The sequence below is a fragment of the Phytoactinopolyspora halotolerans genome, assembly GCF_010550675.1.
In the GTDB taxonomy this organism is placed as follows: domain Bacteria; phylum Actinomycetota; class Actinomycetes; order Jiangellales; family Jiangellaceae; genus Phytoactinopolyspora; species Phytoactinopolyspora halotolerans.
The window spans coordinates 80,628-106,190 of sequence record NZ_JAAGOA010000003.1; the positions used below are offsets into that span (position 1 = coordinate 80,628).

At 67.8% G+C, this 25,563-nt stretch carries 20 protein-coding genes; 14 read left to right on the forward strand and 6 right to left on the reverse strand.

The genetic code is table 11. The features are described 5' to 3' along the window. Positions 1-48 precede the first annotated feature (48 nt). Positions 49-1,896 (forward strand): ABC-F family ATP-binding cassette domain-containing protein, encoded by a 1,848-nt coding sequence (locus tag G1H10_RS04990; RefSeq protein WP_163733591.1) that lies wholly within the window; start codon positions 49-51, stop codon positions 1,894-1,896. 130 nt (positions 1,897-2,026) lie between these two features. On the opposite strand, the gene G1H10_RS04995 is transcribed toward G1H10_RS04990, so the two are convergent. Then, positions 2,027-2,683: a M23 family metallopeptidase gene (locus G1H10_RS04995; protein WP_163733595.1), complete on the reverse strand. Its 657-nt coding sequence runs from the start codon at positions 2,681-2,683 to the stop codon at positions 2,027-2,029. A 390-nt stretch (positions 2,684-3,073) separates the two neighbouring features. On the opposite strand from G1H10_RS04995, the gene icmB reads away from it, so the two are divergent. The 4 genes from icmB (at position 3,074) to sucD (ending at position 10,352) form a co-directional block, all read left to right on the forward strand. After that, a complete protein-coding gene (gene icmB / locus G1H10_RS05000; protein WP_163733598.1) occupies positions 3,074-3,484 on the forward strand; it encodes a coenzyme B12-dependent isobutyryl CoA mutase small subunit in 411 nt (136 codons plus the stop codon). A 1,123-nt stretch (positions 3,485-4,607) separates the two neighbouring features. Further along, positions 4,608-7,928 (forward strand): phosphodiester glycosidase family protein, encoded by a 3,321-nt coding sequence (locus G1H10_RS05005; RefSeq protein ID WP_163733601.1) that lies wholly within the window; start codon positions 4,608-4,610, stop codon positions 7,926-7,928. A 332-nt stretch (positions 7,929-8,260) separates the two neighbouring features. Beyond that, positions 8,261-9,436: an ADP-forming succinate--CoA ligase subunit beta gene (gene sucC, locus G1H10_RS05010; RefSeq protein ID WP_163733606.1), complete on the forward strand. Its 1,176-nt coding sequence runs from the start codon at positions 8,261-8,263 to the stop codon at positions 9,434-9,436. A 16-nt stretch (positions 9,437-9,452) separates the two neighbouring features. Further along, positions 9,453-10,352 (forward strand): succinate--CoA ligase subunit alpha, encoded by a 900-nt coding sequence (gene sucD, locus G1H10_RS05015; protein ID WP_163733610.1) that lies wholly within the window; start codon positions 9,453-9,455, stop codon positions 10,350-10,352. 361 nt (positions 10,353-10,713) lie between these two features. On the opposite strand, the gene G1H10_RS05020 is transcribed toward sucD, so the two are convergent. The 4 genes from G1H10_RS05020 to G1H10_RS05035 all read right to left on the reverse strand — a co-directional run bounded on the left by G1H10_RS05020 (position 10,714) and on the right by G1H10_RS05035 (position 14,280). Further along, on the reverse strand, positions 10,714-12,180 hold the full coding sequence (locus G1H10_RS05020; RefSeq protein WP_163733613.1) for a hypothetical protein: 1,467 nt from the start codon (positions 12,178-12,180) through the stop codon (positions 10,714-10,716). After that, entirely contained in the window at positions 12,177-12,683 is a 507-nt protein-coding gene (locus tag G1H10_RS05025) for a SigE family RNA polymerase sigma factor (protein WP_163733615.1), read from the reverse strand. The genes G1H10_RS05020 and G1H10_RS05025 overlap by 4 nt, the downstream gene beginning before the upstream one ends. 191 nt (positions 12,684-12,874) lie before the next feature. Further along, complete coding sequence (locus G1H10_RS05030) at positions 12,875-13,780, reverse strand: hypothetical protein (protein WP_163733618.1); 906 nt, start codon at positions 13,778-13,780, stop codon at positions 12,875-12,877. Then, a complete protein-coding gene (locus G1H10_RS05035; RefSeq protein ID WP_163734420.1) occupies positions 13,777-14,280 on the reverse strand; it encodes a SigE family RNA polymerase sigma factor in 504 nt (167 codons plus the stop codon). The genes G1H10_RS05030 and G1H10_RS05035 overlap by 4 nt, the downstream gene beginning before the upstream one ends. A 190-nt stretch (positions 14,281-14,470) precedes the next feature. Between G1H10_RS05035 and G1H10_RS05040 the strand changes: the two genes are divergently transcribed. The 5 genes from G1H10_RS05040 (at position 14,471) to purN (ending at position 17,905) form a co-directional block, all read left to right on the forward strand. Further along, positions 14,471-14,932, forward strand: coding sequence for an SRPBCC family protein (locus G1H10_RS05040; protein ID WP_163733619.1), 462 nt, complete (start codon positions 14,471-14,473; stop codon positions 14,930-14,932). Beyond that, a complete protein-coding gene (locus tag G1H10_RS05045) occupies positions 14,929-15,294 on the forward strand; it encodes an ArsR/SmtB family transcription factor (RefSeq protein WP_163733622.1) in 366 nt (121 codons plus the stop codon). Before G1H10_RS05040 ends, G1H10_RS05045 begins: the two co-directional genes overlap by 4 nt. Positions 15,295-15,314: 20 nt before the next feature. Then, a complete protein-coding gene (locus tag G1H10_RS05050) occupies positions 15,315-15,758 on the forward strand; it encodes an SRPBCC family protein (RefSeq protein ID WP_163733624.1) in 444 nt (147 codons plus the stop codon). Between the two features lie 185 nt (positions 15,759-15,943). Beyond that, positions 15,944-17,227 carry a cell division protein PerM gene (locus tag G1H10_RS05055; protein ID WP_163733627.1) on the forward strand — a complete coding sequence of 428 codons (1,284 nt, stop codon included), beginning with the start codon at positions 15,944-15,946 and terminating at the stop codon, positions 17,225-17,227. 90 nt (positions 17,228-17,317) lie between these two features. Next, a complete protein-coding gene (gene purN / locus G1H10_RS05060; RefSeq protein ID WP_312856531.1) occupies positions 17,318-17,905 on the forward strand; it encodes a phosphoribosylglycinamide formyltransferase in 588 nt (195 codons plus the stop codon). A 60-nt stretch (positions 17,906-17,965) separates the two neighbouring features. Here the strand turns inward: purN and G1H10_RS05065 are convergent, their stop codons facing one another. Next, complete coding sequence (locus G1H10_RS05065; protein ID WP_163733633.1) at positions 17,966-19,009, reverse strand: LacI family DNA-binding transcriptional regulator; 1,044 nt, start codon at positions 19,007-19,009, stop codon at positions 17,966-17,968. A 297-nt stretch (positions 19,010-19,306) separates the two neighbouring features. On the opposite strand from G1H10_RS05065, the gene G1H10_RS05070 reads away from it, so the two are divergent. From G1H10_RS05070 to G1H10_RS05085, 4 genes are all read left to right on the forward strand, one after another. Further along, complete coding sequence (locus tag G1H10_RS05070) at positions 19,307-21,673, forward strand: beta-xylosidase/alpha-l-arabinosidase (protein WP_163733635.1); 2,367 nt, start codon at positions 19,307-19,309, stop codon at positions 21,671-21,673. 17 nt (positions 21,674-21,690) lie between these two features. Beyond that, the gene (locus G1H10_RS05075) at positions 21,691-22,707 is read left to right on the forward strand and encodes an ABC transporter permease (protein WP_163733638.1); all 1,017 of its coding nucleotides are present in this window, start codon (positions 21,691-21,693) and stop codon (positions 22,705-22,707) included. Then, positions 22,701-23,627, forward strand: coding sequence for a carbohydrate ABC transporter permease (locus tag G1H10_RS05080; RefSeq protein ID WP_163733641.1), 927 nt, complete (start codon positions 22,701-22,703; stop codon positions 23,625-23,627). Before G1H10_RS05075 ends, G1H10_RS05080 begins: the two co-directional genes overlap by 7 nt. 71 nt (positions 23,628-23,698) lie before the next feature. After that, entirely contained in the window at positions 23,699-25,363 is a 1,665-nt protein-coding gene (locus G1H10_RS05085; RefSeq protein ID WP_163733644.1) for an ABC transporter substrate-binding protein, read from the forward strand. The last annotated feature ends 200 nt before the right edge of the window (positions 25,364-25,563 follow it).

The following is a 25,563-nucleotide window of genomic DNA, read 5'->3' on the forward strand; positions in this document are numbered from 1 at the left end:
TTACTGTTCATGATCATGAGATAGGGGCATGGCACACTCGATGGTGTCATGGCGCCACGAAATCTGATCAACCTCGAATCGGTGTCCCACGCCTACGGGACCCGGCAGATCTTCGACAACCTCTCGTTGGGCATCGGTACCGGCGAACGCATCGGTGTCGTCGGTCGTAACGGCGGCGGCAAGTCGACGTTGCTCCGGCTGCTCGCGGGGAGCGAGCAACCCGACTCCGGCCGGGTGACTCACACGGGCGGCCTGCGCATCGGCACCGTGGGGCAGCGCGATGAGCTCGACCCCGACGCGACCGTGCGGGACTGCGTCGTCGGTGGGCTCGACGACCACGAGTGGGCCGGTGACGCACGCGTGCGCGAGGTACTCGCACACCTGCTCCCGGAGATCGCGCTGGACGCTCGGGTCGGGCCGCTCTCCGGCGGGGAACGACGACGCGTCGCGCTGGCCCGGACCCTGATCACCGACGCCGACCTGCTGCTGCTGGACGAGCCCACGAACCACCTCGACGTTGAGGCCATCGACTGGCTCACCCGGCACCTCGCCTCCGCCGGCCGCGCGCTCGTCCTGGTCACCCACGATCGCTGGCTGCTCGACTCGGTCTGCGAGACCACCTGGGAGGTGGTCGACACCACCGTGCACGCGTACGACGGCGGGTACTCGACGTACGTGCTGGCCCGAGCCGAGCGGGCGCGGATCGCGGCCGCCGACGAGGCGCGGCGGCAGAACCTGCTCCGCAAGGAACTGGCGTGGCTGCGCCGCGGCCCGCCCGCCCGGACGTCGAAGCCCAAGTTCCGGATCGACGCCGCGAACGAGCTGATCGAGAACGAGCCGCCCCCGCGTGACCCGTACGAGCTCGCGCGGATGGCCACCACCAGGCTGGGCAAGAGCGTCTATGACGTCGAGAACGTCAGCGTGCGGCTAGGGGAGAAGACCCTGCTGGACGACGTGACGTGGCGGCTCGGGCCCGGCGACCGGGTCGGCGTCGTCGGCGTCAACGGATCCGGCAAGACCAGCCTGCTGCGGCTGCTGGACGGGAGCCTGATGCCGTCCTCCGGGCACGTGAAGGTGGGGAAGACGGTCGTCGCCGCGCACCTGTCCCAGGAGGTGTCCGAGCTGGACCCGCAGACGCGGGTGCTGCAGGCGGTGGAGGAGGTCCGCAAGGAGGTCCGGCTGGGTGCCGGCGGGGCCGCGACGGCCGGGCAGATGCTGGAGCGGTTCGGATTCGCCAGCCAGCGGCAGTGGACGCCGGTCGGTGATCTGTCCGGCGGCGAGCGTCGTCGTCTGCAGCTGCTACGCCTGCTGATGGGCGAGCCGAACGTCCTGCTGCTCGACGAGCCGACCAACGACCTGGACGTAGAGACGCTCAACGTCCTGGAGGACGTGCTGGACAGCTGGCCCGGCACACTGGTGGTGGTCAGCCACGACCGGTGGTTCCTGGAGCGCGCCACGGACGCGATCTGGGCACTGCTGGGCGACGGACGCCTGGTCCACCTTCCCGGCGGCGTCGACGAGTACCTCGAACGACGACGGGCGGCAGACGCGGACGTGCCGGCGGCGGCCGGCGCAGCGTCGAGCACGGGCGCGAGCGCGGGCACCGGAACCGGCGAGGGCACTGGCGCGGCCCCGGGTGCGGGCGCCGGACTCGGACGGGGAGAGACGCGCCGGGAGAAGCGGGGCGATACGCGTGCGGCGCGCAAGGAACTGGCGCGGGTGGAGCGCGACGTCGAGAAGCTCACCCAGCGGGCGGAGAAGCTGCATGCCGAACTCGCCGAGCATGCCACGGACCATCAGAAGGTGGCCGAACTGGACGCGAAACTCCGCACGGTGACGGCGGAGCGCGAGGCGCTCGAGGAACGGTGGATGGAACTCGCCGACGAAGTCGGCTGAGCCCCCGAATACCGGCCGCGGGGCCGGGGTAATGACACGATATGCCCCGGTTAGCCGAGCCAGAGCGTGTGCGCCGCCTAGGTGTACTCAGCGTCGCGTACAGGGCGCCACCGAGCGCCTGTCGAGCCGCCTAGAGGCTGAGCCCTTGCTCGGAGAGCCAGGCCTGTGGGTTGACGGGATCGCCGTCGTGCGGGCGAACCTCCAGGTGCAGGTGCGGGCCGGTGCTGTTGCCGGTGGATCCCACCCGCCCGATCACGGTGCCGGGTTCCACGCTGCCGGACGCCTGCACAATGCGCGAGAGGTGCCCGTACCACGTCACGGTGCCGTCCCAGTGCCGGATGGCGATCTTCTGGCCGTACGAGCCGTCCCAGCCGGCGAAGATGATCTCTCCGCTGGACACGGCGCGGACCTCGGCTCCGTGCGCGGCCGCCAGATCGACTCCGGTATGGGTTCCGGACCACATCGACCCGGACGAACCGAACCCGGCTGAGATGCGGTAGCTGGCGGTGACCGGGCTGACCCAGCGCTTACGTTCGCGCTCGGCCCGGGCCGCCGCCTCAGCGGCTTCCTGGCGCTGCTGCCGAACGAGGCCGTCATGAGCTTCGGACGCCGTCTCGTTCGCTTCCGACGTCAGCGACTCACCGGCATTGGAAATAGAGTCCAGCGCGCCTGAGTTGGACATCGTCGTCATCGGCCGTTCGGGAACGGCGTCGATGGTCTCCGTGTCCGAACCACTCGTACCCGATGCGTGGGGCATGGCGAGCGCACCGGAGGCGGCGGCTGCCATGGCTACGGATCCCACGACGGAGGGGACGGTGACGTGCCTACGCCGACGATGTCGACCGTGGCCGGCGCTACCTGAGCGACTCGACACCCCTATGAACCTTCCGACGGGAAATGCGGACTCCGGGACTGTAGCCGGTCCGTGCTCCGCACCACAAATGACTCGACGGGGTTTCGACGGATCCATTGCCTGAGGGTGAACCCCTAGGGGAGAGATCGGGTTTCGTGACCTCGCTGTGACCTGCATGGACTCACGCTCCGCAGTGAGGGTCGTCACATTTGTGTGGTTGCTGCTATGACGTGTGATCTTCGTCACATCTGGAAAGCGGTCTCAGCGAACGGGACGTAGAGGAACCGGTCGTTGCCCGGGTAGCCTGCTCATGTGGAGGAGCCGATGACGCATGGGCACCCATTGCGGGTGGTAGTGGCCAAACCAGGGCTGGATGGACACGACCGCGGCGCCAAGGTCGTGGCGCGTGCACTGCGCGACGCGGGCGTGGAAGTCGTCTACACGGGGCTTCACCAGACGCCGGAACAGGTTGTCGAGGCGGCGATCCAAGAGGACGCGCAGGCGATCGGGTTGTCGATCCTCTCCGGCGCACACATGACCTTGTTCAAGCGGGTGCTCGAACTACTGGCCGAGCGGGATGCGACCGACATCGTGGTCTTCGGTGGCGGGATCATCCCGGATGCGGACATCCCGCTGCTAGAAGAGATGGGTGTGGCACGCATCTTCACCCCGGGGGCCAGCACTCAGGAGATCGTGGACTGGGTGAACGGGCTGCGCGAGCGCCAGCCGCACTGACAGCCGAGTTCCGGCGGTTCAAGGCGTCGGGTCGCTTTGCACTCCGCGCGTCGCGCAGCTGGAACGACGCGCCCACCTGAGCTGAGTTGCCGGCCAGACTCAAGGCGCTACCCGGTTACGGCGCTTGGGCTTCAGGACGTTCCCGATGGAGCCTTCGACCGCCTGAGTTTCGGGAGCGGCTCTGGCTTCGAGCGCCGTCGACAACGGTGATGTGGATAGTCGTCATCATGCCGATGGCTGTCGCCATGGGACTGTTGGCGGCGGCGTCGCCGGCGTGCATGCCGTCGTGTGAAGGTGGGCCGGTCAACACGCGCTCGTGAGAGATGCCGTGTGAAGGTGGTCGGCCAAGACGCGCTTGTGTATGCCGTCGTGTGGAGTTGGGCCGGTCAACACGGGCTCGTGTGGGGCGTTGTGAATGTGGGCCGTTGAATGCCGGTTCTGGCCAGTTGAGTTTTCGGTCGTGGGAGGAATAGCTGCTCAGGGCGGTCAGAATTAGCACGGCCCAGCTCACGGGCCATAGACGCGGCCGGAATCTACACGACGAGGCACACGACGGTCCGGGAGCGGGCGGAATCAACACGACGAGGCACACGACGGCGCGCGAGCGGCCGGAATCTACACGACGGACTACATGGCCCGTCATTTCTCAAGGCGGGAGACGATCGTGTCCCTAGGGGATGCCTGACGTCGCCGGCCGGATGTCCGGTCCGCCAAGCGCGGATGCCTGCCTGCCCGGTCAGGGTGCCAGGGCTCCTGGATGAGTGCCTGACACACACCCGCGTGGATGCCCGATCGTGCCCGCGTGAATGCCTGACCTTACCCGTGTGGACGCTCGACCAAGTCCTTGTGGACGCTCGACCAAGTCCTTGTGGATGCCCGACCTTATCCCGCGCGGCTGCCCGGCGTCCTCGACTTTCTGTTGCCGTTCACCGATTCGTCGGCCCTAGGTCTACCAGAGGTCTAGACCTATCCGCTGTAATAGCCCCACCGTCTACGCAAGTGGGGTGAATTTGTGTCCAAACAGTCGTTGCCGACACAGTCCACGCATCATCATGCCGGATCCTTAGCGAGCCAGGCGCGGCAACCTGGCCGCTCCGGCCAGCGCCGCAGACGCGGACGCAGCATGCTCGCCGCGGCCGCCGTCGCCGGCGCGGGGTTGATCCTCGCTCCAGTCGCCGGCGCGTACACCGCCGACCCCGCGCCGGCCGGAGCGGTGATCGGAGCACCCGGGGATTCCGTCCCGGTGCAAAGCGAGGAGCTCTCGATCGCGCCCGGCATGGAGCTCACCACGTTCTCCAGCCTGGAGGCCGACGGCTGGACGTCCGGTTCGGTGCTCGCCATCGACGCCGCCGCGGACGTCACCTTCGACTACCAGTTCTCCGGTGAGGTCACGCAACAGCAGACCGTCCGCGCCGGTGCCGAGCGCGACGGCGCCACCGCCGCGATCAACGGCGACTTCTTCGACATCAACAACTCCTACGCGCCGCTCGGCGTCGGAATGAGCCGGGACCTCGGCGTGGTCAACGGGCCGTCGCCGGGGCGCAACCAGGCCGTCGCCGTCACCGAGAGCGGCGCACTGGAACTCGCCCAGATCTTCCTGGAGGGCGAGGTCGCCGTCGACGGCGACGCCGCCTTCGGCCTGGACGGCGTGAACACCTACCGGCTTCCGGCCGGCGGCGTCGGCGTCTTCACCTCGGTGTGGGGCGACTACACCAGGGCCGAGTCGGTGGGCGGTTCGTCCACCACGGCGGAGGTCACCGTCGTCGACGGTGTCGTCACCGACGTCGGCACCGAGATCGGCGGCGGCGAGATCGCGGAGAACACGCAGGTCTTCGTCGGCCGCGAGGCCGGCGCGGAGGCGCTGCTGGCGCTCGAGCCGGGGATGCGGATCGACGTCACCTACGGGCTGCGCTCCGACGTCGACGACATCGTCGCGGCCGTCGGCGGCAACCAGGTCCTGGTGAAGGACGGAGAGCCGCAGACGTTCTCGGACACGGCCGTGCACCCGCGCACCGCCCTCGGGGTCAGCGAGGACGGCAGCCAGGTCTTCATGGTCGTGATCGACGGCCGCCAGGCCCACGCGCGCGGCATGAGCCTGGCCGAGCTGGGCGAATTCATGCACTCCCTCGGCGCACACGACGCGTTGAACCTCGACGGCGGCGGCTCGTCCACCATGGTGGTCCGCGATCCGGCCACCCCCGACCACGACGTGGTCAACAGTCCGTCGGATGGGTCCGAGCGCCAGGTATCGAACGGTTTGGCGATCTTCGCCGGCGGCGGCACCGGCACCCTCGCCGGGTTCCGGATGTCGACCGAGGCGAACAGTGAACGGGTCTTCCCCGGCCTGTCCCGCACCGTGAGCGCGCTCGGGCACGACGAGGCGCACGACCCGGTCGAGGCGGCCCCGTCGTGGACCGCCGAGGGCGACGCGGTCGAGATCAGCGGCGACGGAGCGACGGCGAAGGTCACCGGTGTGCAGCCCGGCGAGGCGAAGGTCGTCGCCTCCGAGGGGGACGCCGTAGGCGAGCTGGAGATCACCGTGCTGGACGAGCTCGCCTGGATCGACCCGAGCGCCACCCTGGTGCCGCTCGCCGATGCGGACAGCACCGGCCGTATCGAGCTGACCGGTTACGACGCTGCGGGATTCCGTACCACGATCGAACCCGCCGACCTGGAGGTCAGCGGTGGCGACGGCGTGGTGGAACTGATCCCGGACACCACCGGCTACACCGTCGACCCGCTCAGCGACGACGGATCGGCGCTGCTCACCTTTGCCGTCGACGGGGTCGAGGCGCAGGTGGCGGTGACCGTCGGCCTGGTCGAGGAGACCGTCGCCGACTTCTCCGACGCCGCCGACTGGACGGTGAGCTTCGCCCGCGCCAGCGGAACCATCGAGCCCACCGAAGGGCCGGACGGCCGGTCAGGCGTGCGGATGTCATACGACTTCACCGGGCCCAACACTCGCGCCGCATACGCCGCCCCACCGGAGCGGTTCGAGCTGCCGGGTCAGCCGCAGACCGTGAACGCCTGGGTGGAAGGCGACGGCAACGGGTCCTGGATCCGGATGCGGTTGTACGACGCGCAGGGCACCTTGATCACGCTCAACGGCGGGTACACGACCTTCACCGGCTGGCAGAAGCTGAGCTTCTCGGTTCCGGAGGGCACTCAGTACCCGCTGACGTTCCGGGACATCTACTCGGTGGAGCCACGCGGCGACGCCCGGTACAACGGGGAGACGTCCTTCAGCGACATCTCGGTCGAGATCGCACCGGACGTCGAGCTGCCGTCGCCGGAGCGGTTCGAGGACCCGGTGGTGATCACCGATGGCACCAACGACGACGCGACCCAGCGGATCGCGGTGATGAACGACGCCCAGTTCGTCGGACGGAACCCGGACAGCGACATCGTGGCGGCCGCCCGCCGGACGCTGCGAGAGATCGTCGCCGCCGACCCGGATGTGCTGATCATCAACGGCGACTTCGTCGACGAGGCGGCGCCGGAGGACTTCGCGCTGGCGCGGAAGATCCTCGACGAGGAGCTGGGCGAGGCCGACTTCCCCTGGTACTACGTGCCGGGCAACCACGAGATCCAGGGCGGCCCGATCGAGAACTTCATCGAGGAGTTCGGCGACACCCAGCACATCTTCGACATCGACGGGACGCGGGTGGTCACGCTGAACACCGCCTACGGGACGCTGCGTGCCGGCGGGCGCGAGTTCGACCAGATTCTCGCGCTGCGCGAAGCGCTGGACGACGCGGCCGAGGACCCGTCCGTCACGGGCGTCGTCGTCGCCGGTCACCACCCGCCGAACGACCCGCTGCCGACGGCGAACAGCCAGCTGGCCGACCGGATGGAGGCGGCGATGCTGGAGACCTGGCTGGCCGACTTCGAAGCGGAGAGCGGCAAACAGGCGATCTACGTCGGTGGTCACGCCGGGGTCTTCGACGCGTCGTCGGTGGACGGCGTGCCGTACCTGGTGGTCGGCAACTCGGGCAAGGGCCCGGCCAGCACGCCGGACAACGGTGGATTCACCGGCTGGACCTTGCTCGGCATCCAGCCGCAGCATGCGGACCATCCCCAGGGCGGCCGGGCGTCCGGCGGGAGCTCGGGCGGAAAGTGGCTGAGCGTCGAGATTCTGCCGCGGGTGGACACCTTGACGCTGGACGTGCCCGGGCGGCTTCCGGTCGGCCAGACCGGCGAGGTCTCGGCCGAGGTGGTGCAGGACGACGGTGCCCGGACGGTCCCGGTCGAGTGGCCGGTGAGTGCCGACTGGTCCGGACGTGGTGTGCACGTCGGCGACCCGGAGGACGCCGAACCGGGTGACTTCGTCGCGCTGGACCCGGCGACGGGGACGCTGACCGCGCTGAAGGCAGGCGCGACGCAGCTGTCCGTCACGGTCAACGGTGAGACCGCCACCGAGCGGATCCAGGTCAGCCCCAGGTAGCACCCGGGCAGCACTTTCGGTGCTGTCGGCAAGGAACGACATCGTGGTCGCCGGGTGACCGCGGTGTCGTTCCTTGCGGTGCGCGTAACGAACGACATCGGGGTCGCGGACGTGACCGTAATGTCGTTCCGTCCAGGGCGAAGTAGGGGGCGACTACCGGTCGCCACGCCCGCGTCGATAGTCTTCACTTGGCCTTACTGGTGGAATAGGGCCAATTTCCGGCAGAGCGAGAGGTCGGAAACGGGCTCGTCAAGCCGCACGGCGGCACCACTCGCGTGGCTACACATATTTGTACGGACGGACCGCGACAGACACGACAAGGATGTATCCGCGTGGATCTGATGGAGTACCAGGCGAAGGAGCTCTTCGCCAAACACGGAGTCCCGGTGCTGCCGGGCAACGTAGCCGAGACAGCCGACCGGGCGCGTGCCATTGCCGAGGAGATCGGCACCGCGGTGGTGGTCAAGGCTCAGGTGAAGACCGGCGGACGCGGCAAGGCCGGCGGCGTGAAGCTGGCCGAGAACCCGGCCGAGGCGCAGGAGAAGGCCGAGGCGATCCTCGGCATGGACATCAAGGGCCACACGGTGCACCGGGTACTGGTCACCGAGGCGAGCGACATCGCGCAGGAGTATTACGTCTCCTTCCTGCTCGACCGCGCCAACCGCACGTACCTGGCGATGGCCAGCGTGGAGGGCGGCGTCGAGATCGAGCAGCTGGCGGTCGAGCGGCCGGAGGCGCTGGCGAAGATCCCGGTCGACCCGCTGGCCGGTGTGGACGCCGTCAAGGCCGCGGAGATCGCGGACGCGGCCGGCTTCACCGCCGACGTGCGGGACCAGGTGATCGAGGTTCTGCAGAAGCTGTGGACCACCTTCACCGCCGAGGACGCCACGCTGGTCGAGGTCAACCCGCTGGTGAAGACGCCGGATGGGAAGGTGCTCGCGCTCGACGGCAAGGTCAGCCTGGACGAGAACGCCTCGTTCCGGCACGCCGACCACGCCGCGTTCGAGGACAAGGCCGCGGCCGACCCGCTGGAGGCGCGGGCCAAGGAGAAGGACCTCAACTACGTCAAGCTCGACGGCGAGGTCGGCATCATCGGCAACGGTGCCGGCCTGGTCATGTCGACGCTGGACGTCGTTGCGTACGCCGGCGAGGAATTCGGCTCGGTCAAGCCGGCGAACTTCCTCGACATCGGCGGGGGCGCGTCGGCCGAGGTGATGGCCAACGGGCTGGAGATCATCCTCTCCGATGAGGACGTGAAGAGCGTCTTCGTCAACGTCTTCGGTGGGATCACGGCGTGCGACGCCGTCGCGAACGGGATCGTGCACGCCTTCGAGCTGCTCAAGGAGCGTGGCGACGACGTGACCAAGCCGCTCGTCGTCCGTCTGGACGGGAACAACGCGGAGGTCGGCCGGGACATTCTCGACCGGGCGGCGCTGCCACTGCTGGAACGGGTGGACACCATGGATGGTGCCGCGCGCCGCGCGGCTGAGCTCGCGGCGGCGAAGTAAGGACGGCTGAAGACCAATGGCTATCTTCCTCAACGAGAACAGCAAGATCATCGTCCAGGGCATCACCGGCGCCGAAGGCACCAAGCACACGCAGCGCATGCTCAAGTCCGGGGCCAAGGTGGTCGGCGGGGTCAACGCCCGCAAGGCCGGCCAGGAGCTGGACTTCACCGAGTTCGATCCGGACGCGGTGCTGACGGTGTACGGCACGGTCGCCGAAGCGATGGAGAAGACCGGCGCGAACGTGTCGGTGGCCTTCGTACCGCCGAAGTTCACCAAGGACGCCGTGATCGAGGCAGTGGACGCCGGCATCGAACTGCTGGTCGTCATCACCGAGGGCATCCCGGTGCACGACACCGCCGAATTCTGGGCGTACGCGCAGAGCAACGGCAACAAGACGCGGATCGTCGGCCCGAACTGCCCCGGCGTGATCAGTCCGGGCAAGTCCAACGCCGGCATCATCCCGTCAGACATCACGGACTCTGGGCCGATCGGCCTGGTGAGCAAGTCCGGCACGCTGACGTACCAGATGATGTACGAGCTGCGCGACATCGGCTTCTCCACCTGCGTCGGCATCGGTGGTGACCCGGTGATCGGGACGACGCACATCGACGCGCTGGAGGCGTTCGAGGCCGACCCGGACACCAAGGCGATCGTGATGATCGGCGAGATCGGCGGCGACGCCGAGGAGCGGGCAGCCGCCTACATCAAGGAGCACGTGACCAAGCCGGTGGTCGGCTACGTCGCCGGGTTCACCGCGCCGGAGGGCAAGACGATGGGCCACGCCGGCGCGATCGTCTCCGGTTCGTCCGGTACGGCGCAGGCCAAGAAGGAGGCGCTGGAGGCCGCGGGCGTCAAGGTCGGTAAGACACCGTCCGAGACCGCGCGCCTGATGCGCGAGGTGTTCCAGCACGGCTGACGATGATCATCGAGGCTCGTGGGTGTGATGATCCCCCGGATCCTTGATGATCATGGTCGATCAAGCTGAAGTCCGTCGAGGGCCGGATCTCCGTGATGGAGGTCCGGCCCTCGACGCGTTCCACGGGCGCATCTGAGGATCATGGAGCCCGCGGCTCATGATCATCATTGCCGTTGCTGGATGCCGGCGCCCCCGCACGGCCCGAGGCGGCTGCGTTGTCGCAGTGCGGCATGCCCGAGGAGCCTTGGTGCCGCTCCCGAGTTCTTAAGGAACCTTGGTGTCGTCAAGGGGTGCACGAGGAAGCTTGGTGCTGTGGGGGCGACGGCTCAAGGAACCTTGGTGCTGTCGACCTCTGTCGTGCTCAGCCCTCCTCCGACAGGCGGTCGGCGGCGCGGGTGAGTAGGTCCATCATCTGATCCGCTGTGACATCGTGGTCGCTGGCGCTGTCGATACCGTGGTTGACGACGGTGATCGCAGTGCCCTGCAGCGCGATGCCGAAGACGAAGGTGATGCCGAACTCCTGGTCTTCCTCTCGCCAGGTGGAGATCGCCCGGTTCCCTTCGTCGACTGAGCTGGTGTTCTCCAGGTTGCGTCCGTCGTCGTTGTAGGACTCCGCGGCGGCGACCATGTCCTCGTAGTGCGCACGGGCGGTCTCGGCGTCTGGGAACTCGGCGATCTCCTGATCGACGCTTAGGTAGACCGCGCCCGTAGGGTCGCTCTGCTGGTAGAAGCGGCGCTGGAAGAACGTGGCACCTGCGCTCTCCGGGTCGAGCGGCAGGTAGGTGAGCGCCCAGCCTGGTGGGCCGCCGCCGTCGTTGGCCTCGAGCGGCTCAGTGCCTTCGACGATCTCCTCCAAGCCGGTCGCCGCGACGACGTCGTCCACGCGCAGCCAGCCGTCGATATCGCCGATCGGCTCGCGATCGGTCTGCTCGGCCGCGACTTCACCGACACACTCGGTCCCGAACGCAGCGCAAAGCCGCTCGCCGGAGAGCGCAGAATCTTCCGTGTCCATGTTGGCGTTGTCGTCCTGGCCTGGGCCACCCTGGATCACGACGTTCACGTAGTTGCCGGTCCGCATCATTCGGACGGAGACCAGGTTCGCCACGAAGAAGTCGTCGGGTTGCTCCATCTGGTCGAAGTAGTTGGCCATCCAAGCCTCGTCGCCGATGCCGGAGACGTTCCAGGTCTGGCTGATCTGGGTGTACTGGTCCTCGTCGCTCTGTTCCAGATCGCGGACGCAGCGCTCCAGGTCAGCGCGGATCTGCGAGAACCGGGCGACAGGGTCCTCCGTCTCCTCGATGAACTGCAGGAAGTGGCCGTCGCCGTCGTTCTCGTAGGCGCTGTAGTCGGTTCCGTCCGGTGCCACGGGTGCGCAGTCGAACGGCGTCTGACGCGCGTCGGTCGCCGTCCATTCCGGGAAGACGTCGCCCTCCTCGCCGTCGGGCGTGATGTCCTCGACGGTCATGAAGGCATCGTCCGGGATGTCGTCGCCGCCACCGCCGCCGTCCGGTGGCGTCGGGTCGCCGTCCGGCGGGGTCGCGTCGTCGGTCTCATCCGGAGTGTCCGGCGTGGTGGGGGAGACCGTCGGCGTCCTGGTGTCGGTCGGCTCCGCGGGTTCGGGTGCGGTGAACATCTGGTCTTGGGTGATGCCGATGACGCCGATGGCCAGGACGGCGATTCCGGCGAGTGCGCCGGTGGTGATCTGGTTGCGGGTGCGTTGTGCGGCTCGTCGGCGTGCGGCGTGGGGTCCGGGCATGTGGGTGCCGGTGGTGTCGGCGCTGAGAGAGTTCAGCCGTTGTTGTAGTTCGTTGTCGAAGTTGTCGGTCACGGCTGTTCACCTCCCGTCGCGATGCTGGTGTCGTCGGTGAGCAGTTTGGCTAGTGCGGATCTGCCTCTGGAGAGGCGGGCTTTGATGGTGCCGGTGGGTGCGCCGGTTTCGGTGGAGATTTCTTCGACGCTCATGCCGACGAGGTGGTGTAGGACGATGGCGCGTCGTTGGGCTTCGGGTATGTGGCGTAGTGCGGTGACGAGGGCGACGTGGTCGGGGTTGGGTGGTGCGGTGTTCTCGGGTGTGCCGTGGCGGGCCATGGCGGTGACGGCGTTTTTGGCTTTGCGCCAGCGGCTGGCGGCGATGCGCCAGGCGACGGTGCGGACCCAGGCTTCGGGGTTGTCGGCTTGGCTGACGGTTTTCCAGCGTTGCCAGGCTCGGGCGAAGGCTTCTTGGGTGCATTCTTGGGCGTCGGCCAGGTTGCCGGTCATGGCGTACATCTGGTGCAGGACACGACGATTCGACGCGTTGTAGAACGCATCAAACTCGTCTTCCCTACTCATGTCATCCTCTCGTTCTTCTCCGCGGTGTCCCGGGGTTCAGGCGGTGTGGCCACGCCGCTGGTCTCTACACGTCAAGACTCGCGAGTCCCGGTGGCGGTTGCATCGGACTGGGGCATGTTGTCATGCATCCCGCACCATCAGTGGACGGCACGCTCAGGAGCGAGCGAAATCGTCCTGGCGGCGTAGCCTTCCTAGCCGCCGTCGCCGGTATCGCCGTCGTCGGTGCTCGCGTCGCCGCCGAGGCCGTCGTCGAACTCGGGCTGACCGACGCACGTAGTCTCGAATAGCACCTCGCACATCCGCGCCGTCGCCTGTGCCGGGGTCTCGAGGTCGAGCGATCCGTCGTTGGAACGCGTCGGTTCTGTGCGGACCATGACACTGACGACGTCGGCATAACGGACCAGGGTGACAGTGGGAGCTGGGGCATCCTGGTCGGCTGGATCGGTCGAGTAACTCGTGATCCAGCCTTCCTCCCCCACATTTTCGAGGCCACCGACGTTGTATCTCCACGGCTCGCCCTCCACCGGGCTTTCCGGCAGGCACGACTCCATCTCGTCCTGGATATCGTCGAGCAACTCTTCGGCGACCGTCTCCGACTCCGTACGGATGAGGTGCTGCATCATGCCGTTGCCGTCATCGGCCGTGAAATCGATTCCCGCCTCGTCGAGCACAGCCGCTTCGTTGATGGGCGGCCCGCATTCGACGGCCGGATTCGGCTCCTCCGAGACGGTCCAGGTCAGCTCGTCGCCGGAGATGTCGTCTGCGGTCATCAACGCTTCGGAGAGCTCCGCACCGGTCTCTTGCTGTTCGTCGGGCATGGGACTGGGCACGACGGTAGGAATGTCGGTGGGCGCAGGGGTGGGGCTCTGCGTTGGTCCAACGGGTTCGGGCGCGGCGAAGATGCCGTCTTGGGTGGTGCCGATGACGCCGATGGCGATGGCGGCGACGCCGGCCAGGACGGCGCCGGTGACCTGGTTCCGGGTGCGCCGCGCGCCGCGGCGTCGGGCGGCGTGGGGTCCGGGCATGTGGACGTCGGTGAGGTCCGTGCGAAGCGCGTCGAGTTGTTCGTGAAGGGGGTCCTCGGCGTTATTCGTCACGGCTGTTCACCTCCCGTCGCGATGCTGGTGTCGTCGGTGAGCAGTTTGGCTAGTGCGGATCTGCCTCTGGAGAGGCGGGCTTTGATGGTGCCGGTGGGTGCGCCGGTTTCGGTGGAGATTTCTTCGACGCTCATGCCGACGAGGTGGTGTAGGACGATGGCGCGTCGTTGGGCTTCGGGTATGTGGCGTAGTGCGGTGACGAGGGCGACGTGGTCGGGGTTGGGTGGTGCGGTGTTCTCGGGTGTGCCGTGGCGGGCCATGGCGGTGACGGCGTTTTTGGCTTTGCGCCAGCGGCTGGCGGCGATGCGCCAGGCGACGGTGCGGACCCAGGCTTCGGGGTTGTCGGCTTGGCTGACGGTTTTCCAGCGTTGCCAGGCTCGGGCGAAGGCTTCTTGGGTGCATTCTTGGGCGTCGGCCAGGTTGCCGGTCATGGCGTACATCTGGTGCAGGACACGACGATTCGACGCGTTGTAGAACGCATCAAACTCCGTCACCTCCATGAGTTCAGCCACCCCTGCCGACTCCTCCAATCGGTGGCAGCCGCGGCGCGACCACCTCTACTCGATGAAGACCTGTGACCCGGCGGTCGGGTTGCATGGTGCGCCGAAGATGTAGATGTGCAACCGATGGTTGCATAACTCGGCTGGCCGGTCTAGGCTGTTGTGCAACCAAACGTTGCAGGAGGCTGGCATGGAGTTCGGAACCATCGAGCGCGAGATCCACATCGACGCGTCGCCGGAGATCGTCTTCGAGGTGGTGAGCAGTCCGGACCATCTCAAGGAGTGGTGGCCGGACGAGGCGCACTACAGCCCGACGCCTGGATCATCCGGGGAGATCGTCTTCGGCGATCCGGACGCAGGCGGGCAGGCGGTGCAGTTCACCGTGGTCGACGTGCGGCCACCGCGGATGTTCTCGTTCCGCTGGACACACCCGGCCGACGCGGTGGCGGTGGAGGGTAACTCGCTCTTCGTCACGTTCGAGCTGACCCCGTCGGGCAGCGGGACTCTGCTGAAGATGACCGAGACCGGCTTCCGCGAGATGGGCTGGGAGGCCGCCGTCCTTGAGAAGGAGTACCACGAGCACGTCACCGGGTGGGACTACTTCCTATCGCGGCTGGCACCGTACGTCGCGACGCTGGAGCCACGGCCGTGAGTACCGAGATGGCCGAGAGGATCGACGACGACCTCTGGTCCGCCGTCGGCGACCCGACCCGTCGTCGGATGCTCGACCTGCTGCTCATGCAGGGCGAGGGCACCGCGACCACCCTGGGCCAGCAGCTGCCGGTCACCCGGCAGGCGGTCGCGAAACACCTCAGCGTTCTCGACCGGGTCGGCCTGGTGCGGGCGTCGCCGGCAGGTCGGGAGAAGCGGTACCGGGTGGACGAAGCCCAGCTCGCGCGCGCGGTGGCCCAGCTGTCCTCGGTCGGGGCCGCGTGGGACGCCCGGCTACAGCGGATCAAGCGGATCGCCGAGCGGATCCAGAACACACAACAGGAAAAGCGACAAGAAGACTGACGAGATCAAGGAGAGTCGAAATGGTAGATATTCTGCACAGGGTCGGGATCAAGACCTCGAATCCGGAGAAGGTATACGAGGCGTTGACCACTATCGAGGGCCTGGCCGGCTGGTGGACCGACGACACCAAGGGCAGCGCCGAGGTCGGCGGCGTCCTCGAGTTCCGGTTCCCACCGGGCGGCTTCGACATGGAGGTCCTCGAGCAGCGGCCGTCCGAGCGCGTGGTGTGGCGGGTCGTCGACGGGCCGGAGGAGTGGATCGGGACGATCGTCGACTGGGACCTCCGCCAGGACGGCGACTACACGATCGTACTGTTCAAGCACCAGGGCTGGAAGGAACCGGTGGAGTTCATGCACCACTGCAGCACCAAGTGGGCGACGTATCTGATGAGCCTGAAGTCCTTGGTGGAAACGGGCGAGGGTGCGCCGTCGCCGCGTGACGTCCACATCGCCTACCCCGACTGACACCCGAGGCCGCCGCCTAAATGATCATGTGAAGTAGGTCTTCTCCAGCACTACCATGCCTGCAGACCTGGTACGGCACGAGAAAACCCACTTCACATGATCATTTAGGGCTGGGGGATGGATCGGGCCTGATGTGTCGGCGTGGGATGCGGCCGATTCAGGGGCTGACCGGCGACCATGAGAAGGTGTCTGATCTGCTGACCCGTCCGTTGCTCCGTCGTGACGAGCCGGCGTGGGGGTCGCGGGTCCCGTGGCTGGCGTCGGTGCTGGCGGCCGGCTGGGCGCTCGTGGCAGGACTCGCGCTGAGCGTGCTTCCACCGGTGGCGGTCTGGATCTCCGAGGGCGCCGGTAGCCCAGTGGCCGATCCGGTGCGGTTCGGCACGTGGATCTGGCTCGCGTCGCACCGGGTCGGACTGCAGGTCGGCGATGCGGACTTCACCTTCGCGCCGCTGGGTATGACCGTCCTGTTCGTGCTGCTCATGTACCGTTCCGCACGGTGGGCGGCGCATCAGGCGGGTACCGCGACGCCGAAAGGCATGGTCGCCGTGATCGCGCCCGCCATGGTGCTGCACGCCCTGGGCGCCTGGATGTTGGCGATCTTCGCCGGCGCGGGCGACGTATCGGCCGCGCCGTTCGCGGCGGCGGGTGTCGCCGCGCTGTGGGCATTGCTGGCTTTCGGGCTCGGCGTGGTGCACGAAACCGGCTACGACGAGGAATGGCTGGAACGCGTGGCGCCGGAGGTGCGTGCCGCGCTCGCCGGAGCTGCGGTGGCCCTGGCGTGCCTCGCGCTCTGTGGCGTCGTGCTGGTGGTGATCAGCACCGTCAGCAATGCGGGCCAGATCGGTGCGCTCGCCGACGCGCTGGACGCCGGCACGATGGGCGACGCGGTGCTGGCGGTCGGCGGTGCAGTCCTGGTGCCGAACGCGATCCTGTGGGCGACGAGTTTCGCGCTCGGACCCGGGTTCGCGGTAGGGACCGAGACGGTGATCGCGCCCGACGGGGTGCAGGTCGGCATCGTGCCCGCGGTACCGGCGCTGGGGGCGCTGCCCTCCGACGTGCCGAGCCCGTGGATCTGGGCGGTCCTGCTCGGGCCGGTTCTGGCCGGAGTCGTCTCGGGACTCCTGGTGTATCGCCGGCTGGGTCTCTCCGAGGAACCGCTGTCCATCATCATGCTCGCGGCGGGCGGTTCCGGTGCGGCGGCGTCGCTGGCCATGTCGGTGCTGGCGGTGCTGTCCGGGGGATCCGTCGGCGCGATGCGGCTGGCGACGGTCGGCCCGGTCGCGTGGGAGGTCGCCGCGATGACCTTCCTGACCGTCGGCGTGCCGGCGATGGTGACCGTCGCCTTGTTGATGTGGCGGCAGGCCAGGTCGAGGGCGTCCGCGGTCACCTCCACGGATGCGTCCGTGGCGACGTCTACCGCGTCCACGTCGCCGGGTACTGCCTCGGGCGCGGCGGACACCGGTCTGTAGGTTGGTAGGTAGACCTGTCCGGTCTCATCACCTGCGAGGAGAACCGCGTTGCGATATGCCCCTGCCACCGGACGTCCCTGTCGTGTGGTCGTGCTCATCTCCGGCGGCGGGAGCAATCTCGCGGCGCTGCTGCAGGCGTGCGACGAGCCCGGCTACGGCGCGCAGATCGTGGCTGTCGGTGCAGACCGGGAGAGCGCCGGTGGCCTGAAGCTGGCGTCGGACGCGGGCGTACCCACCTTCGTCGACCGTGTCAGCGAGTACCCGGCCCGCGACGCGTGGGACCAGGCCCTGACCGAGCATGTCGCTGCCTACGAACCGGACCTGGTGATCTCCGCCGGCTTCCTGAAGCTGGTCGGCCCGGAGTTCCTGGAGCGGTTCGAAGGCCGGTACATCAACACGCACAACAGCCTGTTGCCTGCGTTTCCGGGCATGAACGGACCGAAAGAAGCGCTGGAGTACGGCGTCAAACTCACCGGCGCGACGTTGTTCTTCGTCGACGCCGGCATGGACACCGGCCCGATCCTCGCTCAGGTGTCGGTGCCGGTGCTGCCGGACGACGACGTGGAGACGCTGACCGAACGGATCAAGGTCGCCGAACGAGCGCAGCTGGTCGAGTGCGTCGGCCGGCTTGCCCGCGACGGCTGGACGCTCGAGGGGCGCCGGGTCACGGTCCCGTAGCCCGGATCGTGGCCGCCGCGTCGGATCGATGGATCGGCTCGCCGGCCTGCCGCTAAGGCACTAGCTCGGTGGCGGAGCCGTGCTCTCCCGCACGATGAGCTCGGTGGCGAGGTCGACCCGCCGCAGTTGCGGGCTGTTGCCCCGCGCGAGGTCGATGAGCAGGTTGGTCGCCGTCGCCGCCATCGCCTGCAGGGGCTGGTTGACCGTGGTCAGCGCGGGGCCGACCCAGCCGGAGAAGGACAGGTTGTCATAGCCGACGACGGAGAGATCCCGCGGCACGTCGAGCCCCAGCTCGCGGGCGGCACGCAGCACACCGAGCGCCTGCATGTCCGAACCGGCGAAGATCGCGGTCGGCCGGTCCGGCCGGCTCAGCAGGTCCTTTCCGTGTTCGTACCCGCCGGCGACGTAGAAGTCGCCGTAGCGCACGAAGGCGGGGTCGACGTGCAACCCGGCCTCGTCGAGTGCGCTGCGGAATCCGTCGACGCGGGCGCGGGAACACAGCACATCCGGCGGTCCGGAGATGACGGCGATCCGCTGATGCCCCAGTCCCAGCAGGTGCCGCGTGGCGGAGAGCCCACCGTTCCAGTTGTTCGAGCCGACCGCGGGAACATCCTCCGGCGGTTCGCCGTCGGTGTCGAGCACGACGTAGGGGATCGAACGGCTCTCCAGTTGGTGCCGCTGGGACTTGCCGAGAGTCGACAACACGAGGAGCACGCCCATCGGGCGACGCGCGAGAACCGCATCCAGCCACTTCTGCTCCGGGCGGTGTCGTCCGCCGAGCTCGGACAGGACGACGCTCACCTCAGCCTCGGCCGCCGCGACCTCCACACCCCTGATGATCTCGATCGACCACGCGGAGTCGAGCTCATGGAAGGCCAGGTCGATCAGCGACGGGCCGGACGTGGCCGGTCCACGGTTGCGGCGCCGGTACTGGTGCCGCTCGAGCGCCTCCTCGATCTTCGCGCGTGTCTCGGCGGCCACGTCGGACCGGCCATTGAGCACCTTGGAGACGGTCGGCACGGATACGCCGGTCTCCGCCGCGATGGACGCGATCGTCACTGAGCTGTTCGAGCGGGGACCGCTCGCCGAGATGTCCGTGGCCATTCCTCGCGTTCTCCTGGGCCGGAGGTGTGGGATAGCGCTGGGCGTTCGCAACTATCGGATTTCGAAGATAACACAGTCCATCTTGCGGACGAGTTCGTTGAAGGTCTCGATCGCTCCCGCCACCAGGAGATTTGCGGCCGTACGAAGGCCTTGTCGGCCCGTTCTCTAGATCTCGGCAGGGGTTGACGGCGATCACATGTGACTTTAGCCTCCCTTGAAACGTTAGATGTCGGATCGATGAACGAAAGTTTCGAGCGTGTGTCGCTCCGGCGGTGCCGTCCGAGACGGAGGAGTTCCATGACCACCGAGACGAGCGCCGCCGCGAGTGACTCGCACACGACCCCACCGCGCTGGCACGACCCCGGCGCCACACCGACCGAGCGCGCCGACGACCTGATCGGCCGGATGACCCTGGCGGAGAAACTGGCGCAGCTGGTGGGGATCTGGGTCGGCGCGAATGCCGACGGCGGCGGGGTCGCCCCGTACCAAGCGGATATGACCAAGAAGCCCTTCGATTGGGAAGGCGCTATCCGTCATGGGCTCGGCCAGCTGACCCGGCCGTTCGGCACCGCCCCGGTGGAACCGGCCACCGGCGCACGGGCGCTCGCGCGATCACAGGCGGAGATCGTGGCGGCCGGCCGGTTCGGCGTCCCGGCACAGGTGCACGAGGAGTGTCTCGCCGGTTTCGCCGCCTGGCAGGCCACGGCGTACCCCATCCCGCTCTCGTGGGGAGCCTCGTTCGATCCCGACCTGGTGGAGGAGATGGCCGGCCGGATCGGCGCGTCGATGCGCGCGGCCGGTGTGCACCAGGGCCTCGCGCCCGTGCTGGACGTGACCCGCGACTACCGCTGGGGCCGCACCGAGGAAACGATCTCCGAAGATCCGTACCTGGTGGGGACGGTCGGCGCGGCCTACGTACGAGGCCTGGAGAATGCAGGCGTCGTCGCGACGCTCAAGCATTTCGCCGGGTACTCGGCGTCGCGATCGGGGCGGAACCTCGCGCCGGTGTCGATGGGGCCGCGCGAACTGGCCGACGTTCTGCTGCCGCCGTTCGAGATGGCGCTGCGGCTCGGTGGCGCCCGGTCGGTGATGCACTCCTACTGCGAGATCGACGGCGTCCCGACGGCGGCCGACCCGGAGCTGCTCACTGAGCTGCTGCGCGGGCGCTGGGGGTTCGAGGGCACCGTCGTCTCGGACTACTTTGGCGTGCGGTTCCTGCAGACCTTGCACCAGGTGGCGGCCGACCCCGCAGCGGCGGCCGCGCTCGCGCTCCGAGCCGGCGTGGACGTCGAACTGCCCAACGCCGACGCCTACGGCGCGCCGCTGCTGGAGGCGGTCACGTCCGGCGACGTAGACGAGGACCTGATCGACCGGGCGCTCCGTCGTGTCCTGGCGCAGAAGGCGGAACTCGGGCTCCTCGACGCCGGCTGGGATCCGACACCCGCCGACATCGACCAGCTGGTGCTCGACGAGCCGGCGAGCCAGGAGCTGGCGCTGCGGCTGGCCCGCGAGTCCGTCGTGTTGCTGAGCAACCCGCAGGAACTGCTACCGCTCACGCCGGGCGCGCGGGTGGCCCTGGTCGGGCCGCTCGCCGATGACCCGATGGCCATGCTCGGCTGCTACTCGTTCCCGGCCCACGTCGGCGTCAAGCATCCAGACCGCCCGATCGGGCTGGACATCCCGACGGTGCTCCAAGCCCTCCGGGACCGTCACAGCACCGTGAGCCATGCCCGCGGCTGCGACGTGACCGACCCGGACCGGTCCGGGTTCGCCGAGGCCGTGGCTGCCGCCGGCGAGGCGGACGTGTGCGTCGTCGCGGTCGGTGACCGGGCCGGAGTGTTCGGCCATGGCACCTCTGGTGAAGGCCGTGACGCCGCCGACCTGCGGCTGCCGGGCGTCCAGCATGACCTGGTGCGCGAGCTGATCGCCACCGGCACCCCGGTGGTGATCGTGTTGCTCACGGGTCGTCCGTACGCGCTGGGTGAGTTCGCCGACTCGGCGGCGGCGATCGTGCAGACGTTCTTCCCGGGGCAGCGCGGCGGCCAGGCGATCGCCGAGGTGCTCACCGGCGCCGTCACACCATCCGGCCGGCTCCCGGTCAGCGTGCCGCGGGAGCCCGGCAGCCAGCCGGGAACCTACCTCTCGGCGCCGCTGGGCCATCGAACGAAGGTCTCCACCATCGACCCGACCCCCGCGTTCCCGTTCGGGCACGGCCTGAGTTACGCCACCTTCGCGTGGGAGGACGCTCGCGTCGTCTCGGATACGGCCGAGTGGCCGGTGGACGGCGAGGCCGGGCTGGCGGTCACCGTCCGCAACGTCGGCGACGTCGCGGGGGCCGACGTCGTCCAGCTCTACCTGCACCAGCCCAGTGCCCAGGTGACCCGGCCCGTCGTACGGCTCATCGGTTACGCACGGGTGACGCTCCAACCGGGCGAACACGCCGACGTGACCTTCGACGTGCCGGCGGATCTGACGGCGTTCACCGGCCTCGCCGGGACCCGCATCGTCGCACCCGGCGACGTGGAACTCCGGCTCGCGCGATCCAGCGCCGAGGACGACGTCCACGCCGCGTTCTCGCTGCGCCTGGTCGGCCCGGAACGCGAGGTGGGTGTCGATCGGCAGCTCGTGAGCAGGTCCAGCGTCCGAGTCACGACGACCCGATAGATGGAGGTGAACGTGGGATGAGTAGCCAGGGGACGGTCGCCGAGCCGCCGCCGACGTCGACATCGATGCCGGCGACGTCGACGCAGGCCGCACCGCCCGGACCGCCGAGGCGGCCACAGAGCCGCGGCGGAAAGACGCCGTGGCGCGTCGCGCTCCGCCGCGACTGGCAGCTGTACTCCCTTGCGGTGCTGCCGCTGCTGTTCTTCCTGATCTTCCGGTACCTGCCGATGGCGGGCAACGTCATCGCGTTCCGCACGTTCCGGCCCGGCGGCTCGATCTTCGGCGAGGAGTGGGTCGGGCTGCGCTACGTGGAGATGTTCCTGAACGATCCAGCATTCTGGAACGTCTTCTGGAACACGATCATCCTCGGCACGCTCACCCTCGTCTTCGTCTTCCCGATGCCGATCATCCTGGCGCTGCTGCTGAACGAGGTGCGCGTCCGGTACTTCAAACGGTTCGTGCAGACGGTCTCCTATCTGCCGCACTTCCTGTCGATCGTGATCATCGCCGGCATGCTCATGCAGCTGCTGTCGCTGGAAGGCACCGTCAACCAGATCGTGACGGCGCTGGGCGGCGACGCCATCCCGTTCCTGCAGCAGCCGGAGTGGTTCCGCACCGTCTACGTCTCCTCGGAGGTCTGGCAGACCGTCGGCTGGGGCACCATCCTCTACCTGGCGGCGCTGACGACGATCGATCCGCAGCTGTACGAGGCGGCCCGGATCGACGGAGCCAACCGCTGGCGGCAGACCTGGCACGTCACGCTGCCCGGCATCCGGCCCACCATGATCGTCCTGCTGATCCTCAACATCGGCACGTTCATGGCGCTGGGCTTCGAGAAGATCCTGTTGATCTACAACCCGCTGACGTATCCGACGGCCGACGTCATCGCGACGTACCTGTACCGCATCGGCCTGGAATCCAACAACTTCAGCTACGCCGCGGCGATCGGCCTGTTCGAGGCGATCATCGGGCTGACCTTGATCCTGTCCGCGAACGCGATCTCGCGTCGAGCAGTGGGGACGAGCCTATGGTGACCGTCGACCCGACCAAGGTGGCTGACCGGATCGCCCGCCCGTCGACCGGCGGCATCCGTGACTCACGCGGCTACCGCATCTTCCAGGTGTTCAATACCGTCGCGTTGCTCGGCGTCGTGGTGATCACGTTGTACCCGTTCGTCAACATCATCGCGCAGTCGTTCAGCGGCGAGTCCTATATCCGCTCCGGCCAGGTCAACCTCATCCCCCGAGGTTTCAACGTCACCACCTACGAGCTGGTCATGAGCGACTCCATGTTCTGGACCAGTTACCGGAACACCGTCGTCTACACGGTGGTGGCGACCCTCATCGCGATGGTGCTGACGACCTGCTACGCGTACGTGTTGTCGAAGAAGCACCTGCGCGGACGGACGTTCCTGATCGGCATCGCGGTGTTCACGATGTTCTTCAACGGCGGGCTGATCCCGAACTACGTCCTCGTCACCAGCCTCGGGCTGAAGAACACGCTGTGGGCGATCGTGCTGCCGAACGCGATCTCCGTGTTCAACCTGCTGGTCATGAAGTCGTTCTTCGAGAATCTTCCGACCGAGTTGGAAGAGGCGGCGAAGATCGACGGGCTCAACACGTACAAGACCTTGTGGTACGTGGTGCTGCCGCTGTCCAAGGCGGTGGTGGCCACGATGGTCCTGTTCTATTCGGTGGCCTACTGGAACTCGTGGTTCCAGGCGTTCCTGTACATGGATCGCGCGGAACTGTTCCCGGTGACCGTCTACCTGCGCAACCTGATCGCCGGCGCGAACGCGTCGGGTGCGGGGCTGGGGAGCAGCGATCTTGCCCAAGTGGCGTCGAACATCCAGGCCGTGACGATGGTCCTCACCGTCCTCCCGATCCTCTTCGTCTACCCGTTCATCCAGCGGTACTTCGTGTCGGGCGTGATGCTCGGCTCGGTCAAGCAATAGCCCTCGCAGCCGTCGCGAAGCACGGCCTGCGAGCCCAACTCGACAACGACGTTCGAGCGAAAGGAAAAGGCATGATCAGACACAGGCGAACATTCACAGCGACATCCGCGATGGTCGCCGCGACCGCACTCGTGCTCGCCGCGTGCGGCAGCGGGGACGACGGGAACAGCGGTAGCGGCGACGGCGACGGCGTCGATCTGGACGGCAAGGACGTCGGCGCGATGGACGACTACGACGTCGGCGTTCAGTTCACCGCCACCGAACCGCTGAACTTCTCCACCCTGTACAACGAGCACCCCAACTATCCGCTCAAGGATGACTGGCTGTTCTGGGAGGAGCTGGAAGAGCGCACGAACGTGACGCTGGACACCACCGTCGTCCCGCTGAGTGATTACGAGGACAAGCGCAGCCTGCTGATCGGCTCCGGCGACGCGCCGCTGATCATGCCGAAGACGTATCCCGGCCAGGAAGAGCCGTTCGTCTCCTCCGGGGCGATCCTGCCGGTGAGCGATTATGTGGATCTGATGCCCAACTTCCAGGCCAAGGTCGAGCAGTGGGGACTCGAGGACAACCTCGACACGCTGCGGCAGGAGGACGGCAAGTATTACGTGCTGCCCGGCCTGCACGAGGCGCCGTGGCAGGACTACACCGTCGCCATGCGCATGGACGTCCTGGAGGACCTGGGGCTGGAGGTGCCGACCGACTGGGACGAGTTCCGCGACGTGCTCGCCGCGATCAAGGAGGAGTACCCGGACAGCTATCCGTTCTCCGGGCGCTGGAACGTCCCCACCCCCGGCGGCAGCATGCTGAACATCGTCGGGATGACGTTCGGGACGTCGGCCGGATGGGGATTCAACCACGAACAGTGGGATGAGGACGCCGGACAGTTCGTCTACACCGGCGCCACCGAGGAGTACCGGGCCATGCTGGAATACCTGCACGGCCTGATGGAAGACGGTCTGATGGACCCCGAGGGCTTCACCCAGGACGACGATCTCGCGCGGCAGAAGTTCTCCAACGGGCGGTCGTTCGCGATCGGTACCAACGCGCAGACGCTGGTGAACGAATACCGGCCGGACCTGGCCGAGACCAACCCCGACGCGGTGGTGGCGAAGATCCCGCTCCCGGCCGGTCCCGCCGGCAACGTGATCAACTCCACCTCGCAGCTGGAAAACGGGATCATGCTCAGTTCGAAAGCCGCCGAGAGTGAGAACTTCGTCGCGATGATGCAGTTCATCGACTGGCTGTGGTACTCCGACGAGGGCCAGGAGTTCGCCAAGTGGGGCGTCGAAGGCGTGACGTACACCAAGGACGGCGACGGCACGTACACACTGGCGGACGACGTGGACTTCGTCGCGCTCAACCCGGATGGCGACAAGCACCTTCAGGAGGACTTCGGGTTCTCCAACGGCGTGTTCGCCTACGGCGGCAGCACGGAGCTGCTGCACTCCACGTTCTCCGAGGAGGAGCAGGAGTTCCAGGAGGCGATGGCGGAGAAGGATCTGCTCCCGCTGGACCCGCCGCACCCGTTCACCGAGGAGGAGCGCGAGCAGGTCACCCTCTGGGAGACGCCGCTGAAGGACCACACCGAGCAGGCGACGCTCCAGTTCATCCTCGGCCAGCGGGACCTGTCCGAGTGGGACGCCTACGTCGCGGAGCTGGAGGCCAAGGGGATGTCGCAGTACGTCGACGTCGTCAACGAAGCATATGAGCGGTACCAGGCGGAGCACGGCTAGTCTGCGCGACCGTTCTGGCAGACGCCAGACCGCTGTGGTTGCGGAGGGTGGGAGGGAGAAGTTCCCCTCCCCGCCGACACCTGGCGTCGTCGGGCCATGCCACGATCGTCGGTCGCGTCGGTTGGTCGTGGCGCGGAGCACCGGCGGCTCAAGGAGGCCTTCGGCCCCCTGTCGCCGCCGGAGTGGCATGGCCCTCCTAG

Coding starts and splice junctions, on each gene's coding strand:
- G1H10_RS04990 (WP_163733591.1), top strand. CDS start 49: ATGGCGCCACGAAATCTGATCAACCTCGAATCGGTGTCCCACGCCTAC.
- G1H10_RS04995 (WP_163733595.1), bottom strand. CDS start 2,683: ATGGCAGCCGCCGCCTCCGGTGCGCTCGCCATGCCCCACGCATCGGGT.
- icmB (WP_163733598.1), top strand. CDS start 3,074: ATGACGCATGGGCACCCATTGCGGGTGGTAGTGGCCAAACCAGGGCTG.
- G1H10_RS05005 (WP_163733601.1), top strand. CDS start 4,608: ATGCTCGCCGCGGCCGCCGTCGCCGGCGCGGGGTTGATCCTCGCTCCA.
- sucD (WP_163733610.1), top strand. CDS start 9,453: ATGGCTATCTTCCTCAACGAGAACAGCAAGATCATCGTCCAGGGCATC.
- G1H10_RS05025 (WP_163733615.1), bottom strand. CDS start 12,683: ATGAGTAGGGAAGACGAGTTTGATGCGTTCTACAACGCGTCGAATCGT.
- G1H10_RS05035 (WP_163734420.1), bottom strand. CDS start 14,280: ATGGAGGTGACGGAGTTTGATGCGTTCTACAACGCGTCGAATCGTCGT.
- G1H10_RS05040 (WP_163733619.1), top strand. CDS start 14,471: ATGGAGTTCGGAACCATCGAGCGCGAGATCCACATCGACGCGTCGCCG.
- G1H10_RS05050 (WP_163733624.1), top strand. CDS start 15,315: ATGGTAGATATTCTGCACAGGGTCGGGATCAAGACCTCGAATCCGGAG.
- G1H10_RS05065 (WP_163733633.1), bottom strand. CDS start 19,009: ATGGCCACGGACATCTCGGCGAGCGGTCCCCGCTCGAACAGCTCAGTG.
- G1H10_RS05070 (WP_163733635.1), top strand. CDS start 19,307: ATGACCACCGAGACGAGCGCCGCCGCGAGTGACTCGCACACGACCCCA.
- G1H10_RS05075 (WP_163733638.1), top strand. CDS start 21,691: ATGAGTAGCCAGGGGACGGTCGCCGAGCCGCCGCCGACGTCGACATCG.
- G1H10_RS05080 (WP_163733641.1), top strand. CDS start 22,701: ATGGTGACCGTCGACCCGACCAAGGTGGCTGACCGGATCGCCCGCCCG.
- G1H10_RS05085 (WP_163733644.1), top strand. CDS start 23,699: ATGATCAGACACAGGCGAACATTCACAGCGACATCCGCGATGGTCGCC.